The 15,182-nt window shown below is 60.3% G+C and carries 14 protein-coding genes; 4 read left to right on the top strand and 10 right to left on the bottom strand.

What is annotated here, in order from left to right:
- The 3 genes from fdnG to fdnI form a co-directional block, all read left to right on the top strand.
- The coding region (gene fdnG / locus HMPREF3140_RS20285; protein WP_228705082.1) for a formate dehydrogenase-N subunit alpha at positions 1 to 2,863 on the top strand (2,863 nt) is incomplete at its 5' end.
- Positions 2,864 to 2,874: 11 nt separating this feature from the next.
- Positions 2,875 to 3,759 (top strand): formate dehydrogenase subunit beta, encoded by an 885-nt coding sequence (fdxH, locus tag HMPREF3140_RS20280; protein WP_004143747.1) that lies wholly within the window; start codon positions 2,875 to 2,877, stop codon positions 3,757 to 3,759.
- Positions 3,752 to 4,408, top strand: coding sequence for a formate dehydrogenase-N subunit gamma (gene fdnI / locus HMPREF3140_RS20275; protein ID WP_032411560.1), 657 nt, complete (start codon positions 3,752 to 3,754; stop codon positions 4,406 to 4,408). Before fdxH ends, fdnI begins: the two co-directional genes overlap by 8 nt.
- 51 nt (positions 4,409 to 4,459) lie before the next feature.
- Here the strand turns inward: fdnI and HMPREF3140_RS27720 are convergent, their stop codons facing one another.
- The 4 genes from HMPREF3140_RS27720 to HMPREF3140_RS20260 all read right to left on the bottom strand — a co-directional run bounded on the left by HMPREF3140_RS27720 (position 4,460) and on the right by HMPREF3140_RS20260 (position 6,473).
- Positions 4,460 to 4,786: a CcdB family protein gene (locus HMPREF3140_RS27720; RefSeq protein WP_015958479.1), complete on the bottom strand. Its 327-nt coding sequence runs from the start codon at positions 4,784 to 4,786 to the stop codon at positions 4,460 to 4,462.
- The gene (locus HMPREF3140_RS20270; protein ID WP_004175994.1) at positions 4,783 to 4,968 is read right to left on the bottom strand and encodes a hypothetical protein; all 186 of its coding nucleotides are present in this window, start codon (positions 4,966 to 4,968) and stop codon (positions 4,783 to 4,785) included. Before HMPREF3140_RS20270 ends, HMPREF3140_RS27720 begins: the two co-directional genes overlap by 4 nt.
- A gap of 178 nt (positions 4,969 to 5,146) precedes the next feature.
- Positions 5,147 to 5,965: a polyphosphate kinase 2 gene (ppk2, locus tag HMPREF3140_RS20265; RefSeq protein WP_004200045.1), complete on the bottom strand. Its 819-nt coding sequence runs from the start codon at positions 5,963 to 5,965 to the stop codon at positions 5,147 to 5,149.
- Between the two features lie 67 nt (positions 5,966 to 6,032).
- Positions 6,033 to 6,473, bottom strand: coding sequence for a VOC family protein (locus HMPREF3140_RS20260; RefSeq protein WP_032411557.1), 441 nt, complete (start codon positions 6,471 to 6,473; stop codon positions 6,033 to 6,035).
- Between the two features lie 264 nt (positions 6,474 to 6,737).
- Between HMPREF3140_RS20260 and araJ the strand changes: the two genes are divergently transcribed.
- Entirely contained in the window at positions 6,738 to 7,892 is a 1,155-nt protein-coding gene (araJ, locus tag HMPREF3140_RS20255; RefSeq protein WP_004180082.1) for an MFS transporter AraJ, read from the top strand.
- A 6-nt stretch (positions 7,893 to 7,898) separates the two neighbouring features.
- Here araJ and HMPREF3140_RS20250 read toward each other — a convergent pair whose 3' ends face one another.
- The 6 genes from HMPREF3140_RS20250 to HMPREF3140_RS20225 are packed head-to-tail and all read right to left on the bottom strand — an operon-like array spanning position 7,899 to position 15,021.
- Entirely contained in the window at positions 7,899 to 8,990 is a 1,092-nt protein-coding gene (locus tag HMPREF3140_RS20250) for an alkylhydroperoxidase domain protein (RefSeq protein ID WP_004184179.1), read from the bottom strand.
- A gap of 9 nt (positions 8,991 to 8,999) precedes the next feature.
- The gene (locus HMPREF3140_RS20245) at positions 9,000 to 9,986 is read right to left on the bottom strand and encodes a putative FMN-dependent luciferase-like monooxygenase (protein WP_004200040.1); all 987 of its coding nucleotides are present in this window, start codon (positions 9,984 to 9,986) and stop codon (positions 9,000 to 9,002) included.
- Entirely contained in the window at positions 9,986 to 11,602 is a 1,617-nt protein-coding gene (locus tag HMPREF3140_RS20240) for a dipeptide ABC transporter ATP-binding protein (protein ID WP_032416215.1), read from the bottom strand. Before HMPREF3140_RS20240 ends, HMPREF3140_RS20245 begins: the two co-directional genes overlap by 1 nt.
- Positions 11,599 to 12,447, bottom strand: coding sequence for an ABC transporter permease (locus tag HMPREF3140_RS20235; RefSeq protein WP_020324770.1), 849 nt, complete (start codon positions 12,445 to 12,447; stop codon positions 11,599 to 11,601). Before HMPREF3140_RS20235 ends, HMPREF3140_RS20240 begins: the two co-directional genes overlap by 4 nt.
- On the bottom strand, positions 12,444 to 13,388 hold the full coding sequence (locus HMPREF3140_RS20230; RefSeq protein ID WP_002906228.1) for an ABC transporter permease: 945 nt from the start codon (positions 13,386 to 13,388) through the stop codon (positions 12,444 to 12,446). Before HMPREF3140_RS20230 ends, HMPREF3140_RS20235 begins: the two co-directional genes overlap by 4 nt.
- 10 nt (positions 13,389 to 13,398) lie before the next feature.
- Positions 13,399 to 15,021, bottom strand: a complete 1,623-nt coding sequence (locus HMPREF3140_RS20225) for a TIGR04028 family ABC transporter substrate-binding protein (protein ID WP_002906226.1) — start codon at positions 15,019 to 15,021, stop codon at positions 13,399 to 13,401.
- Positions 15,022 to 15,182 lie beyond the last annotated feature (161 nt).

The raw sequence follows: 15,182 nt of genomic DNA, 5'->3' as shown, positions 1-15,182 counted from the left end.
TAGCCTCGGCGACGGTGCGAAAAACGCCAAAGAAGCGATCTACCATATCGAAGGGGACCCGGACCATCCGGTGAGCCGCGGCGCGCTGTGCCCGAAAGGGGCAGGCCTGCTGGACTATGTCCACAGCGAAAACCGTCTGCGTTATCCGCAATACCGCGCCCCGGGCTCGGATAAATGGCAGCGCATCTCCTGGGATGAAGCCTTTAACCGCATCGCCCGACTGATGAAAGCCGACCGCGACGCCAACTTTATTGAAAAGAATGAACAGGGCGTGACGGTTAACCGCTGGCTTTCCACCGGCATGCTGTGCGCCTCGGCGGCAAGCAATGAGACCGGCATGCTAACGCAAAAATTTGTGCGATCGCTGGGTATGCTGGCGGTAGACAACCAGGCGCGCGTCTGACACGGACCAACGGTAGCAAGTCTTGCTCCAACATTTGGTCGCGGTGCGATGACCAACCACTGGGTGGATATCAAAAACGCCAACGTCGTGGTGGTGATGGGCGGTAACGCCGCCGAAGCCCATCCGGTGGGTTTCCGCTGGGCGATGGAGGCGAAAAACAATAACGACGCCACGCTGATCGTCGTCGACCCGCGCTTTACGCGCACCGCGTCGGTGGCCGATATCTATGCGCCGATTCGTTCCGGTACCGACATTACCTTCCTGTCGGGCGTGCTGCTGTACCTGATCGAAAACAATAAGATCAATGCCGAGTACGTTAAGCATTACACCAATGCCAGCCTGCTGGTGCGGGATGATTTTGCCTTCGAAGAGGGGCTGTTCAGCGGCTACGATGCGGAAAAACGCCAGTACGATAAATCGTCCTGGAACTACCAGTTCGATGAAAACGGCTACGCCAAACGCGATGAAACGCTCACCCACCCGCGCTGCGTGTGGAATCTGCTGAAGCAGCACGTTTCCCGTTACACGCCCGAGGTGGTCGAAAACATCTGCGGTACGCCGAAAGCGGACTTCCTTAAAGTGTGCGACGTGCTGGCCTCAACCAGCGCCGCGGACCGCACCACCACGTTCCTGTATGCCCTGGGCTGGACGCAGCACACCGTCGGCGCGCAGAACATCCGCACCATGGCAATGATCCAGCTGCTGCTCGGCAATATGGGGATGGCCGGCGGCGGCGTCAACGCCCTGCGCGGCCACTCAAATATTCAGGGGCTGACCGATTTGGGCCTGCTGTCGACCAGTCTGCCGGGCTATTTGACGCTGCCATCGGACAAACAGACCGATCTGCAAAGCTACCTCAGCGCCAACACGCCGAAGGCGACCCTGCCCGAGCAGGTGAACTACTGGAGCAACTACCCGAAATTCTTCGTTAGCCTGATGAAATCCTTCTACGGCGAGGCGGCGCAAAAAGAGAACGACTGGGGCTTTGAGTGGTTACCGAAGTGGGACCAGGCTTACGACGTTATCAAATACTTCAATATGATGGATAACGGCAACGTCACCGGCTATATCTGCCAGGGCTTTAACCCGGTTGCCTCCTTCCCGGACAAAAACAAAGTGGTTCGCAGCCTCAGCAAGCTGAAATATATGGTGGTTATCGACCCGCTGGTGACCGAAACCTCGACCTTCTGGCAGAACCACGGCGAGTCTAATGATGTCGACCCGTCGGCGATTCAGACCGAAGTCTTCCGTCTGCCGTCGACCTGCTTTGCCGAAGAGGACGGTTCGATCGCCAACTCCGGCCGCTGGCTGCAGTGGCACTGGAAAGGTCAGGATGCCCCAGGTGAAGCGCGCAATGATGGCGAAATCCTTGCCGGGATTTACCATCGCCTGCGCGAACTGTACCGCACCGAAGGCGGGAAGGGCGCGGAACCCCTGCTGAAGATGAGCTGGCGCTACAAGCAGCCGGACCATCCGGAATCGGAAGAGGTGGCAAAAGAGAACAACGGCTACGCGCTGGCGGATCTCTACGATCAAAATGGCACTTTGCTGGCGAAAAAAGGCCAACTGCTCAATAGCTTCGCGCTGCTGCGCGATGACGGCAGCACCGCGTCGTCTTGCTGGATCTATACCGGCAGCTGGACCGAGCAGGGTAACCAGATGGCGAATCGTGATAACGCCGATCCTTCGGGCCTGGGCAATACGCTGGGATGGGCCTGGGCGTGGCCGCTCAATCGTCGGGTGCTGTACAACCGCGCTTCGGCCGATATCAACGGCAAGCCCTGGGATGCGAAGCGGATGCTGATCCAGTGGAACGGCAGCAAGTGGGTCGGGAATGATATTCCGGACTTCAATACCGCGCCGCCAGGGAGCAACACCGGGCCGTTTATCATGCAGCAGGAGGGGCTGGGTCGCCTGTTTGCGCTCGATAAACTGGCGGAAGGGCCGTTCCCGGAGCACTACGAGCCGATGGAAACCCCGCTTGGCACCAACCCGCTGCACCCGAAAGTGGTCTCCAGCCCGGTGGTGCGGTTGTATGAAGAGGACGCCATTCGCTTAGGTAAGAAGGATAAATTCCCGTATGTCGGGACCACCTATCGTCTGACCGAGCATTTCCACACCTGGACCAAGCATGCATTGCTCAATTCCATCGCGCAGCCGGAACAGTTTGTCGAAATCAGCGAAGGGCTGGCGAAAAGCAAAGGTATCGCTAACGGCGATTGGGTGAAAGTCAGCAGCAAGCGCGGCTTCATTCGCGCGGTTGCCGTGGTGACCCGCCGACTGCGCACGCTGAACGTCAACGGCCAGCAGGTGGAGACCGTCGGGATCCCGCTGCACTGGGGTTTTGAAGGCGTGGCCCGCAAAGGCTACATCGCCAACACCCTGACGCCTAACGTTGGCGATTCCAACTCGCAAACGCCGGAATACAAGGCGTTCCTGGTCAACATCGAGAAAGCGTAAGGAGCGATTCAATGGCGATGGAAACCCAAGACATTATTAAACGCTCCGCGACCAACCCGATCACCCCCGCGCCGCGCGCGCGGGACTATAAAGCGGAAGTCGCCAAGCTTATCGATGTCTCCTCCTGCGTGGGCTGTAAAGCCTGCCAGGTGGCCTGTTCCGAGTGGAATGACATCCGCGATGACGTGGGGCACTGCGTCGGGGTGTACGACAACCCGGCGGATCTCAGCGCCAAATCCTGGACGGTAATGCGTTTTAGCGAGACCGAACAGAACGGCAAACTGGAGTGGCTTATCCGCAAGGATGGCTGTATGCACTGCGCAGAGCCGGGCTGCCTGAAGGCCTGCCCATCCGCCGGGGCGATTATTCAGTACGCCAACGGCATCGTCGATTTCCAGCAGGAAAACTGCATCGGCTGCGGCTACTGCATTGCGGGGTGTCCCTTTAACGTCCCGCGCCTCAATAAAGAGGATAACCGGGTCTATAAATGCACCCTGTGCGTGGATCGGGTCAGCGTCGGCCAGGAACCGGCCTGCGTGAAAACCTGTCCTACCGGCGCGATCCACTTCGGTACGAAGAAAGAGATGCTGGAGGTGGCCGAGGAGCGGGTGGCTAAGCTTAAAAAACGCGGTTATGCCAACGCCGGGATTTACAACCCGCCGGGCGTCGGCGGAACCCACGTGATGTACGTCCTGCATCATGCCGACCAGCCGGAGCTGTATCACAAGCTGCCGAAGGAACCGCAGATCGATACCAGTATCAGTCTGTGGAAGGGGGCGCTGAAACCGCTGGCGGCGGCGGGCTTTATCGCCACCTTCGCCGGGCTGATTTACCACTACATCGGTATCGGGCCGAACAAGGAAGTTGACGACGACGAGGAGAAGCATGATGAGTAAATCGAAGATGATTGTGCGCACAACGTTTATCGATCGCGCCTGTCACTGGACGGTGGTTATCTGTTTCTTCCTCGTGGCGCTGTCGGGAATATCGTTCTTCTTTCCGACGCTACAGTGGCTAACGGAAACCTTCGGCACGCCGCAGATGGGGCGTATTCTGCACCCGTTCTTTGGGGTGCTGATTTTTGTCGCGCTGATGTTTATGTTCGTGCGCTTTGTCCACCACAACATCCCTGATAAACAGGATATTCCGTGGCTGAAAGGCATCGTCGAGGTGCTGAAAGGCAACGAGCATAAGGTGGCGCGCGTCGGTAAGTATAACGCCGGGCAGAAGATGATGTTCTGGACCATCATGAGTATGATTTTCGTGCTGCTGGTGACCGGGGTGATTATCTGGCGGCCCTATTTCGCGCCGTATTTCCCGATGCAGGTGATTCGCTATAGCCTGCTGATTCACGCAACATCGGCCATCATTCTGATCCACGCCATCCTTATCCATATGTATATGGCGTTCTGGGTGAAGGGGTCGATTAAGGGAATGATTGAAGGCAAGGTGAGCCGCCGCTGGGCGAAGAAACACCACCCGCGCTGGTATCGCGATGTCGAACGCCTGGAAGCGCAAAAAGAGAGCCGTGAGGGAATGAAGTAAGCCTTTACGGGGGAAACCCGCTCCGAGGATGTCGGAGCGGATTCCCGGCAGTCAGCAGTTCGTGATAAGAGTATCGATTGAATCGATAACGCCCTGGCGCGCATGACTCAGATTGCAGACGAAATCCTGTGGCGGGATCCGTTTATTATTTAAGTTACTGCTCATTGGCGTACAAAGTAAAAAGCTGTCAAATTCTATATTTATCCTTGGTACGACATGCTGATGCCAGCGTGGTAACTGTTGTGGTCGCATTAAAGGAATAATGACTCTCGTGGCCAGGTCTGTATAATAATCATTCTGCACGATCATATAATATGGCAGGGTTTTATTTGTCTGAGCAGAACAATTTCGATAAACATTGAATTGTTCAAGCATCATAGCACCCTGAAAAATTCATCATCAGTAAGAGTGCCTCCTTTTGCAATAAATTCATTCATTGCGGCAATGAATTCCTTGTGCTGTCGCTGTTTATCCGCTTCTCGTAAATCCTTACCTGGCTGTTCTGACGCCTTCTGGACGGGTACGTCAGTGGGTCTTTTACGTAGCGTATTACTTTTCATCATAGGCTCCTTGCGGTTGGTTCTGTGATTATTGACTTTACCCACTAAAAAATAAATACCAGCAGTAAGTTTAATATTTATTTTGCGAGACAGCTTCCAGAGGGAAGTAACAGCCTGAAATATTCATGGTTATAGTAATAAACCTGGCGCTGGCATTAACCAGCGCGACGGGAAATAATCAAAACTTCTCCGGAATAAAGCGGAAAGGAAAATTAGTCTGTTTCATTTTGCCAATTTTGCGCTTCGGCAGCGTCACAGGCTCCACCGGTAAAGCTTCATAGGGGATCTGCGACAGCAGATGGGTGATGATATTCAGACGCACGCGCTTTTTATCCTCCGAGCGGGCGACGAACCACGGCGCCCAGGCGGTATCGGTGGCGGCGAACATGGCGTCGCGGGCAGCGGTATATTCATCCCAGCGGTTGAAAGACTTAATGTCCATCGGCGAGAGCTTCCAGATTTTACGCCCGTCGTCGATGCGATCCCGCAGACGGCGCTCCTGTTCCTGCGGAGAGACCTCCAGCCAGTACTTGAGCAGAATAATGCCCGATTCGACCATGCCGCGCTCCACCATCGGCGCGCCGTCGAGGAACTTCTGCACCTCCTCCGGCGTACAAAAGCCCATCACCCGTTCGACGCCGGCGCGGTTATACCAGCTGCGATCGAAAATCACGATTTCGCCGGCCGCCGGGAGATGCTTGATATAGCGCTGAAAGTAGAGCTGGCTTTTTTCGCGCTCGGTGGGCGAGGGTAAGGCGACGACCCGAAAGATACGCGGGCTGACGCGCTCGGTGATGGCCTTAATGGTGCCGCCTTTCCCGGCGCCGTCCCGGCCTTCAAAGACAATGCACACTTTCAGTCCCTTGTGCACTACCCAGCGCTGCAGTTTCACCAGCTCAACGTGGAGTTTGCGCAGCGCTTTCTCGTACGCTTTGTTGTCGAGCGGCGCGATTTTTGTCGCCGTGTCGACCGGATTACCGCTTTTCTTGTTGCCCATCGCCATGCTCCGTGTTGCCGAGGTATCCCTTTGAAGTGTAATCCTCCCCCGGCGAGGCGGTGGAAAATTATTCGCCGGGTTTTCCCGCCAGGATGACTTCCAGTCCCACCCGCTGCCCCCACGACAGCTCCAGGGTGTTACCGTCCGGGTCGGCAAAGAAAGCGAAATAGCCCACCGGATCGCCCAGCTGCTCCGGCTCCCGGCGTAAAACACCTTCCCGCCGTGCGAGGGCCACTTTCTCATCGATCTCGGCCTGGGTGGCGCAGGCGACGCCGAGGTGGCCGAACGGTCCCAGCGGCGTATCGGCCGGATCGTCACTTTGCACCAGCACCAGGGCGAAAGGCCGGGTGCGGTCGCTGAGCCATGCCACTTTCCGCGCCGAGGGGAGGTCGGGCTCGCGCTGGTGAATGACGGTCATCGCGGTATAGCGGGTATAAAAATCGATGCTGCTGGCCAGACAGCGGATGGTAAAGGCGACATGAGTAAAACCGACATCAACACTTTGCATGGATAATTCTCCCAAGGTGAACGATGTTTTGACTTTACAACCTCAAGTTAACTTGAGATCAATGAGGTGTTTATCTCTTTGAGCTCACTGATTTTGATAGGGGATTGTTTCTACGAAACCACGCCGCCGGTATGCCACGCGGCTGGGGAACATGAACGAATCAGGCTGTTGTATGGAGGAAACTGCCGTCGGGCGTTTTTAGCTGGTGTGTCGGGGCGGGATGGTAAATAATGCCGGCCGGCTCTCAATACCCCTATAAGATGTATGAAAAAAACGATTTTTTCACTGGCGCTGGGCACCTTTGGACTTGGCATGGCGGAGTTTGGCATTATGGGCGTGCTGCCGGATATGGCGCACGATGTCGGAATATCCATACCCGCCGCCGGCAATATGATTGCCTGGTATGCCTTCGGCGTGGTGATCGGCGCGCCGATCATGGCGCTGCTCTCCAGCCGGTTTTCCCTGAAATCGGTGATGCTGTTCCTGGCTGGCCTGTGTATTCTCGGCAATACCCTGTTTACCTTCTCCAGTAGCTACGCCATGCTGGCGCTTGGCCGGCTGGTTTCCGGGTTTCCCCACGGGGCGTTCTTTGGCGTCGGCGCGATTATCCTGTCGAAAATCGCGCCGCCGGGGAAGGTGACCGCCGCGGTGGCGGGGATGATTGGCGGCATGACGATCGCTAACCTGGTGGGCGTCCCGGGCGGCACCTGGCTTGGGCATCACTTCAGCTGGCGCTATACCTTTGCGCTTATCGCGGTATTTAACGTGGCGGTATTTCTGGCGATCTTCTGCTGGGTGCCCACGCTTTATGACCGGGCCAGCACGCGGCTGCGCGAGCAGTTCCGTTTTCTGGCCTCCCCGGCGCCGTGGCTGATTTTCGCCGCCACCATGTTCGGTAACGCCGGCGTGTTTGCCTGGTTCAGCTATATCAAGCCCTTTATGCTCAATGTATCCGGCTTTGCTGAAAGCAAGATGATGCTGATTATGATGCTGGCGGGGCTGGGAATGGTGGTCGGCAATCTGTTCAGCGGCAAAATTTCCGGGCGCTACAGCCCGCTGCGCATTGCGGCCATGACCGACGGGGTCATAGCCGTGACGCTGCTGCTGATCTTTGCCTTCGGTGAACACAAAGTCGCTTCGCTGGCGCTGGCATTTCTCTGCTGCGCGGGACTATTCGCCCTGTCAGCGCCGCTGCAGATCCTGCTGCTGCAGAACGCCAAAGGCGGCGAGATGCTGGGGGCGGCCGGGGGACAGATCGCCTTTAACCTCGGCAGCGCCATCGGCGCCTTCTGCGGCGGAATGATGATCGCCCAGGGCTTTGGCTGGAACAGCGTGGCGCTCCCCGCCGCCGCGCTGTCGTTTCTGGCGATGAGCGCCTTGCTCATCTATGGCTGCCATCAGCGGCGACAAGCTTACTAACGACGCCTACTCACGCCAGGGTTCGCCCAGGGTAAGCATCAGGCGGTTGGCCCAGGCGAAAAAGGCCGCGGACTGCAGCAGATCCAGCTGGGCCAGAGTATCTAAGCCCTGCTCATCAAGCGCCGCCAGATGATCGGCGTTTAACGCGGGTGGCGTCACCGATAGCGCGGCGGCGGCGTCGATTTCCGCCTGCCAGCGCGGCGATTGCCCGTCGCGTAGATCCTCTCCCGGCGTCACCGCCAGCAGCGTGTCGACGGCGGTCTCGTCCTTCGCCAGCTGCGCCGCTTTGCGGGCATGCACCGAGGCGCAGTAGATACAGCCGTTGATTTTACTGGCGACCGTGGCGGCCAGCTCGCGTTCGGCGCGCGGCAATCCTCCCGCGGTATAGAAAATGCCCCTATCGGTCAGGGTCCGCTGCTCCAGCACCGGCTGGTTGCGCGCCAGCAGGCGAAAGTAGGGGGAGTCGCTATGGCCATATTTGGCCAGAATCGCCTGTTCTTCAGCGTTGAATTCCGCCAGCGGTTTATCGGCCAGCCAGGGTTCCCAGTGCAGCTCGTCGCGGGTGAAGCGAACCGGGGCCGCTTTGCCGCTCTGCGCGTACGGGGTGGTATGCCAGTATCCGGCGACCAGCGGCGTATCTGCGCTGACGATGGGCTTATGGTTGAGCGCCCGCAGGCCCAGCAGCAGTCGGCTCTGGAAGCTGACAAAGGCTACCAGCTGCGCCAGGGTGACGATGCCCCGCAGGCTCCAGCCCGCGCCGGTTAAGGTGTGCAGCGCGCCGGGAGTGGCTTCAACGGGGGTGAAGGTGAGCAGGCGGGCAAAGGCCAGCGCCGGGACCAGACGATCGGTGGTCGGATCGGCGAGGCCGAAACCGGCATAGTGCGCCGCCAGCGCGTCCGCCTGGTGCAGTTTCGCCACCTTCGCGGCCACCGCGAAGCGTTCATCAAGAGGAAAGTCAGCGTCCTGCTGGCGGAACAGCACTTCATAACTTCCCTGGGCGTGACGGGTGGCGGCATCGCGGACGGCGCGCGCCTGATCGAGCGGGGAACCGGGGGCGATCTCCGCCAGTTCGGCCAGAATATCCTGACTCAGCGTCATGGGGACTCCTTATCTGATGTGGGGGGCAATATGCTGAGCGATCAGCTCAATGGAACGCAGCGTATCCCGGTGCGAAGGCTCGACCGAGTGCACCTGAAACGAAATATCGGTGGCGCGGGCCAGCACGCTGTCCTGCGCCAGGGAGGCAATAACATGCTCAGGATCGCCAACGTGGGCATCCAGCTGTTGCAGATAGTCGGTGACACTGTCACCTTCTATCGTATGACCCGCCGCCCGGTGCTGAGTCGCCTGCTTGCGCAGACCGGGCTCGGCGACCTGCAGGGCGTGGGCGTGACTGTCGGCGACGAAGGCGGTGCGCGAGGCGAGGATCCGCGGCGCAACGCCGTCCGGTAGCGCCGACAGGTAGGCGTCGATGATCGGGTTCTGAATGGCGTCCAGCGGCAGACGTGGCTCGCCGGGCGGCCGTGGCTGGGTGCGCGACAGCATCAGCCCGTGTCCCGCCTGACCGGCGCGGATGGCGCCCTCCGCCGAGAAGGTGGCGATCCAGATACGCTCCGCCAACTGCGGCGCCGGCGGATAGAGACGGTTGTCCGGGTGGCTCAGCGTGTCGCCGCGCCAGGCGCTATGGATCAGGTGCAGATGGTCGGCAAACGCCGCCCCGCGCTGCTCGCTGGTCAGGCCGAAGGGCAGAAACGAGGTTGGCGTGCCGCCGGAGCCAAAACCCACCTCCAGACGTCCGTCGGTGAGTAAATCCAGTACCGCTGCGTCTTCGGCGACGCGCAGCGGATTTTCCATCGGCAGAGTGATAATCGCCGTGCCGAGACGGATCCGGTCGGTCTGTGCCGCGACGTGGGCGAGAAACACCAGCGGTGAAGGCAGGCCGCCTTCCTGTTCATGAAAATGGTGCTGGGCAATCCATGCGCTGTCGAAGCCCAAACGCTCCGCGTGGCGGATCTGTTCGGCCGCCAGCCGGTAGCGCGTTTGCGCGGAGCCCTGATCGAGCAGACGGGTAAAAAAACCGAGGCGTTTAGGCATTATGCGTTCTCCGTGTGGGCCTGTGCTAAGCGGGGGGAAACCTGGGGAATGGCGGCGATCAGTTCGCGGGTGTAGGCCTGCTGCGGGGCGGCGAACAGGCGGTTTACGTCGCCATGCTCCACCACCTGGCCGGCGCGCAGCACCGTGACGCTGTCGGCGATCCGCCTGACCGTCGCCAGATCGTGGGTAATAAACAGGTAGCTCAGACCCAGCTGCTGCTGTAGCTGCTGCAGCAGGGCGAGGATCTGCGCCTGAACGGTGACGTCGAGCGCCGAAGTCGCTTCGTCAAGGACCAGTATCGCCGGCTCGAGGATCAGCGCCCGGGCAATCGCCACCCGCTGGCGCTGGCCGCCGGAAAGCTCCCGCGGCGTACGCGACAGCAGCTCGGGGGCCAGGGCCACCCGGGCGGCAACGCTCTCCACACGCTGGCGACGCGTCGCCGCGCTGAGGCGCTCAAAGTTTTTTAACGGCTCTTCGATAATCGCAAACAGCGTCTGGCGCGGGTCGAGCGAAGCGAAGGGGTTCTGGTAGACAAACTGGATCTTGCGCCGCAGCTGACGCTGCGCCTCGCGGCTGAGATGCCCGGCGTCAATACCGTCGATGGTGACCTGTCCGGCGTCGGCGCGCTCAAAGCCCAGCAGGATCCGCGCCAGGGTGGTTTTCCCGGAGCCGGATTCGCCCACCAGCGCATGGGTGCTGCCGCGTCTGACCTCAAAGCTGACGCTGTCGAGCGCCTGCAGCGCCTGTTTGCCCAGCGAGAAGCGTTTGCTGATCCCCTCCACGCGAATGGCCGGCGTGGCCAGCGGCCGGTGACGCGCCGCCGTTAGCCTCAACGGCGCATCCTGCAGGTCGTGGAGCAGCTGGCGGGTGTAAGGATGCTGCGGACGCTGGACAATCGCCTCGGTGGCGCCTTGTTCCTGAATCTCTCCCTGGCGAAACACCATGATCCGGTCGGCGCGTTCGGCGGCCAGCGCCAGATCGTGGGTGACAAACAGCACGGCGGTGCCCGACTCGCGACGCAGGATATCGAGCAGGTCGAGAATGCGCTTCTGCACTGTGACGTCGAGGGCGCTGGTGGGCTCGTCGGCAATAATCAGATCCGGCTGCAGGGCAATGGCGATGGCTATCAGCACCCGCTGTTTCATCCCGCCAGACAGCTGATGCGGATACTGGTCAAAACGCTGTTCCGGGTGGCTGAGACCGACTTTAGCGAGCAGGTTAAGAACCTGCTGTCGGCGCTCAGCGGCGGAGAGGGACTGATGCAGCCGCAGGATCTCTTCCACCTGCTGACCAATGGTTTTTACCGGGTTGAGCGAATTACCGGGATCCTGCGGGACCAGGCTGATGCTCACTCCGCGCAGGCGGTTCAGGCGTTTATCCGACCAGTCGCTAATCACTTCGCCATTGAGGACAATCCGCCCGGCATCCCGGCGGGCATTATCCGCCAGCAGGCCGATAATGGCCTGCGCGGTGGTGGTTTTCCCCGAGCCGGATTCTCCGACGAAGGCCAGCATTTCGCCGCGCTGGATGGAAAAGCTGATGTTGTGCACCACCTCGCGCCATTCGCCCCGCGAGCGGTAGCTGATGCGTAGATCTTCAACGGACAGAACGGTCATGGGCGTACTCCACTCCACTGGCGGCTAAGACGATTGGCGGCAAGGACCACGGCGACCACGGCGAGGCCGGGGAAGGTGGTCAGCCACCAGGCGGTTGACAGGTAATTGCGACCTTCGGCGATCAGTAGTCCCCACTCCGGGACCGGCGGCGGAGTGCCGTAGCCGAGGAAGCTGAGGGTGGCCAGGGCCAACATCGCCTGACCGAACTGCAGCGTCGCGAAAGCAAGCACCGCAGTGAGCGAGTTGGGCAGAATATGGCGCCAGAAGACGGCGAAAAAAGTGCCGCCGCTGCCCCGGGCCGCCTCGACGTAATCGCTGTGGCGCACGCGTACCACTTCTGCTCGCGCCAGGCGCGCGAAGCTGGCGATAGCCGCGACGCCAACCGCCACCGCCGCATTTACCGTGCCGAAACCCAGCAGAATAATCACCGTGAGCTGCAGCAGCAGGGAGGGGATAGCCAGCAGGACATCGACCAGGCGCATGATGGTGGATTCCACGCGTCCGGCCAGCGCCCCGGCGAGGGTGCCAAGGGCGGTACCCACCACCAGGCCGATGGCGACGGCGATCAGCGCCGCCGACAGGGAATGCACCGCGCCGTAAACCACCCGCGTCCACAGGTCGCGCCCCAGCTGGTCGGTACCCAGCCAGTAGTGCGCCTGCGGCGCCAGGCGCTGAGCGCCGGGGATCCCCTCCAGCGGGTTAGAGGAGGTAAACCACTGTGGGGCAATGGCCATTAACAGGGCGGCGATCATCACCGCCCACGCCAGCCACAGGCCAGGCTGCAGGCGCACTCTACGCCACTCCGGGCGGCGGCGAACCGCGATGGTATAGTCGACCAGGCTCATTTCGCACCTCCGGTCTGTAAATGGAGTCGGGGGTCCAGTCGCGGCATGACCAGGTCGACCAGCAGGTTGATCAGGACGAAACCGAGGGCGGAGATCATCACCACCGCCTGTAGTACGGCGATATCCTGGTTATTGACCGCCTGCTGGGTCAGCTGGCCGAGGCCGCTGCGGCCGAAGACGGTCTCGGTGATTAGCGCCCCGGCAATCAGTTCGCCGAGCAGCAGCCCGGCAATATTCAGCGCCGGTAGCAGAGCATTCCCCATCACATGGCGCCAGAGGACGCCCGTTTCGCTCATGCCCTTGGCGCGGGCGACCGCGACGAAGGGCTGAACCGCCACCTGATCCATGCTGCGCATCAGGATCTGCGCCAGCGGGGCGGAAATGGGCAGCGCGACGGCGATAACCGGTAAAATCAGTCCTTCCAGTGGGCCGGGGTTGATCACCGGGATCCAGCGCAACTGAAACGAGAAGAGCTGGATCAGGGCGATACCCAACCAAAAGGTAGGTAGAGAGATAAACAGCACCGGTAGCGACTGCAGAAAATTGCTCAGCCAGCGCAGCCCCGGCAGCCGCGAGGCGAAAGCGAGGGCGAACGCTAGCGCCACGGCCAGCAGGAAGGCCGGCAGCGCGAGGCTTAAGGTATCCGGCAGGTTGCTGGCAATCAGACTGCTGACCGCCAGACCCGCCTGCAGGGAATAGCCGAAGTCGCCGTGCAGCATCGCCAGCAGCGTGTGCAGGTACTGGCGCCACAGCGGGCTATCGGCGCCGTAGGCCAGCCGCATCTCCGCAATTTGCGCCGGGCTCAGGCCAAGGTCCGGGTTCTGAAACTTGATCAGCACCGCATCCCCCGGCAGGACCTGCAGCAGGAAAAAGGTGAGGGTAAAGGCCGCCCACAGGACCAGCAGCCCCTGGCCGAATCGTCGCAGAAGATAAGCGCTCATAACCGGCCTCTTAGTGCTTGTCCAGCCACGCGCCGTAGAACGACGGACGACCGACGGCCTCGAAGCTGACGCCTTTGACCCACGGCGCGCCGGCGAACACCTGCGGCTCTTCGAAAATAGGGATCACATAGGCGTTATCGATCAGATAGCGCTGGGCGTCACCGGTTAACTGCAAGCGCTGCTGCGGCTCTACCGCCGCGGAGATGCCGGTCAGCAGGTCATTGAGCTTATCATCGCGGAAGCGCTGCACTTTATCGCTGGAGCCGCCTTTCTGCAGCAGCGCATCGCGGTTGTTGGGGAAGAACATACTTTTCACCACATCCGGGTCGGCGCGGCCCACTTCTGAGACGGTGAGCGGGGTTTTCTGCGGGTCGAGGTTATCCAGCGTACGGCTACCGGCATCCCCGGCTTTGACCGTCAACGCCACACCCACCTGGCGCCACTGCTGGGCGATCAGCTGCAGCACTTCCTTATTTTGCGGCTGCGGCAGCGACTCATAGACGGTCAGCGCCAGCCGCTGACCGTCTTTGCTGCGAATACCGTCGGCGGCGGGCTTCCAGCCGGCGTCATCCAGCAACTGCCGGGCTTTGGCCTGGTCGAAGGTGAGTTTATCGCTGAGATTGACATAGCCGGCGGCAGAGCTGGCCAGCACGGAGGTGGCTTGCGGGTAGTTAGCGGAGAACAGCGTCTCCACCACCTGCCTGGCGTTGGTGGCATGGAGCAGGGCCTGACGCACCCGCAGGTCAGCGACCAGTGGGTTATCCGGGCGGAAGCTCAGGCTGTCGTTGACCCCGCGGGTAGGGGCAGCGTAGATCTTAAATCCCTGATCGGTAGCCTGCTTTTCATCGTAGGCCTGCACCTGGCGAATAAAGCCCGCCTGACCTGCCAGCAGCGCGCCGATACGCACGCTGTCTTCCGGCGTCACAATATAGGTGATGCCGTCGAGGTTAGCGGGCCCCTGCTGGGCAATGTTTTTCGGCCCCCACTGGTAATCCTTGCGCGCCACCAGCGTCAGCTCGCGGCCTGGTTTTTCATCCTGCACGACGAAGGGGCCGGAGCCGATAATATGTCGGGCATCGCCCAGCTCTTCAAAATTACGCTGCAGGGTGCTGAGAGATACCAGACCGGAGCCGATGGTGGCGGTTCCCTGCAGGAAGCCCGGCGACGGCTTGTTGAAGTAGAATTTTACCGTCAGCGGGTCGATCACTTCGCTGCGCTGGTAGTTATTGATGACCTCCGAGACGGGCAGACGATGGGCTTTATCTCCCAGACCATAGGTATCGAAGTTTTTGGCGACGGCGGCGGCGTCCAGCGGTGTGCCATCTGAGAAAGTGACCCCTTTGCGCAGGTGGAAGGTGTACTCGGTTTTATCGGCATTGCTGGTCCAGCTCTCGGCGATCCACGGCTCAATCTCCAGCGTTTTCGGGTTCTGCCAGGTGAGCTTGTCGGTTATCTGATTGAGAATCCCGCCATTCGGGTAAAAGCCGCCGGCGGGCGGATAGAGATTGGTGTGCGGTTGCTGCTCCAGATAAATTAAGGTGCCGCCTTTAACCGGCGTGTCGGCGGCCCAGACGGAAAAGGCGCCGGTGAGAAACAGCGCGGCCAGCGCGGGCAGGCGAAAATGACGATGCATGGTGAATTCCTTTGTTATCTATTGTGTTGCCATCATCGGGCGCGGCTAAAAACAAAGGAACCAAGGAATTGCGCTAAGCATTTGCGGAAATTGCATTTACTTCCCGGGTTGGGAAGCGAGAGGACGTGCCAGGGGGATCGCCTCTCCCGGACGGGAGAGGC

The organism is Klebsiella sp. HMSC16A12, from assembly GCF_001808265.1.
In the GTDB taxonomy this organism is placed as follows: domain Bacteria; phylum Pseudomonadota; class Gammaproteobacteria; order Enterobacterales; family Enterobacteriaceae; genus Klebsiella; species Klebsiella pneumoniae.
This window is presented reverse-complemented; position numbering and strand designations above follow the sequence as displayed.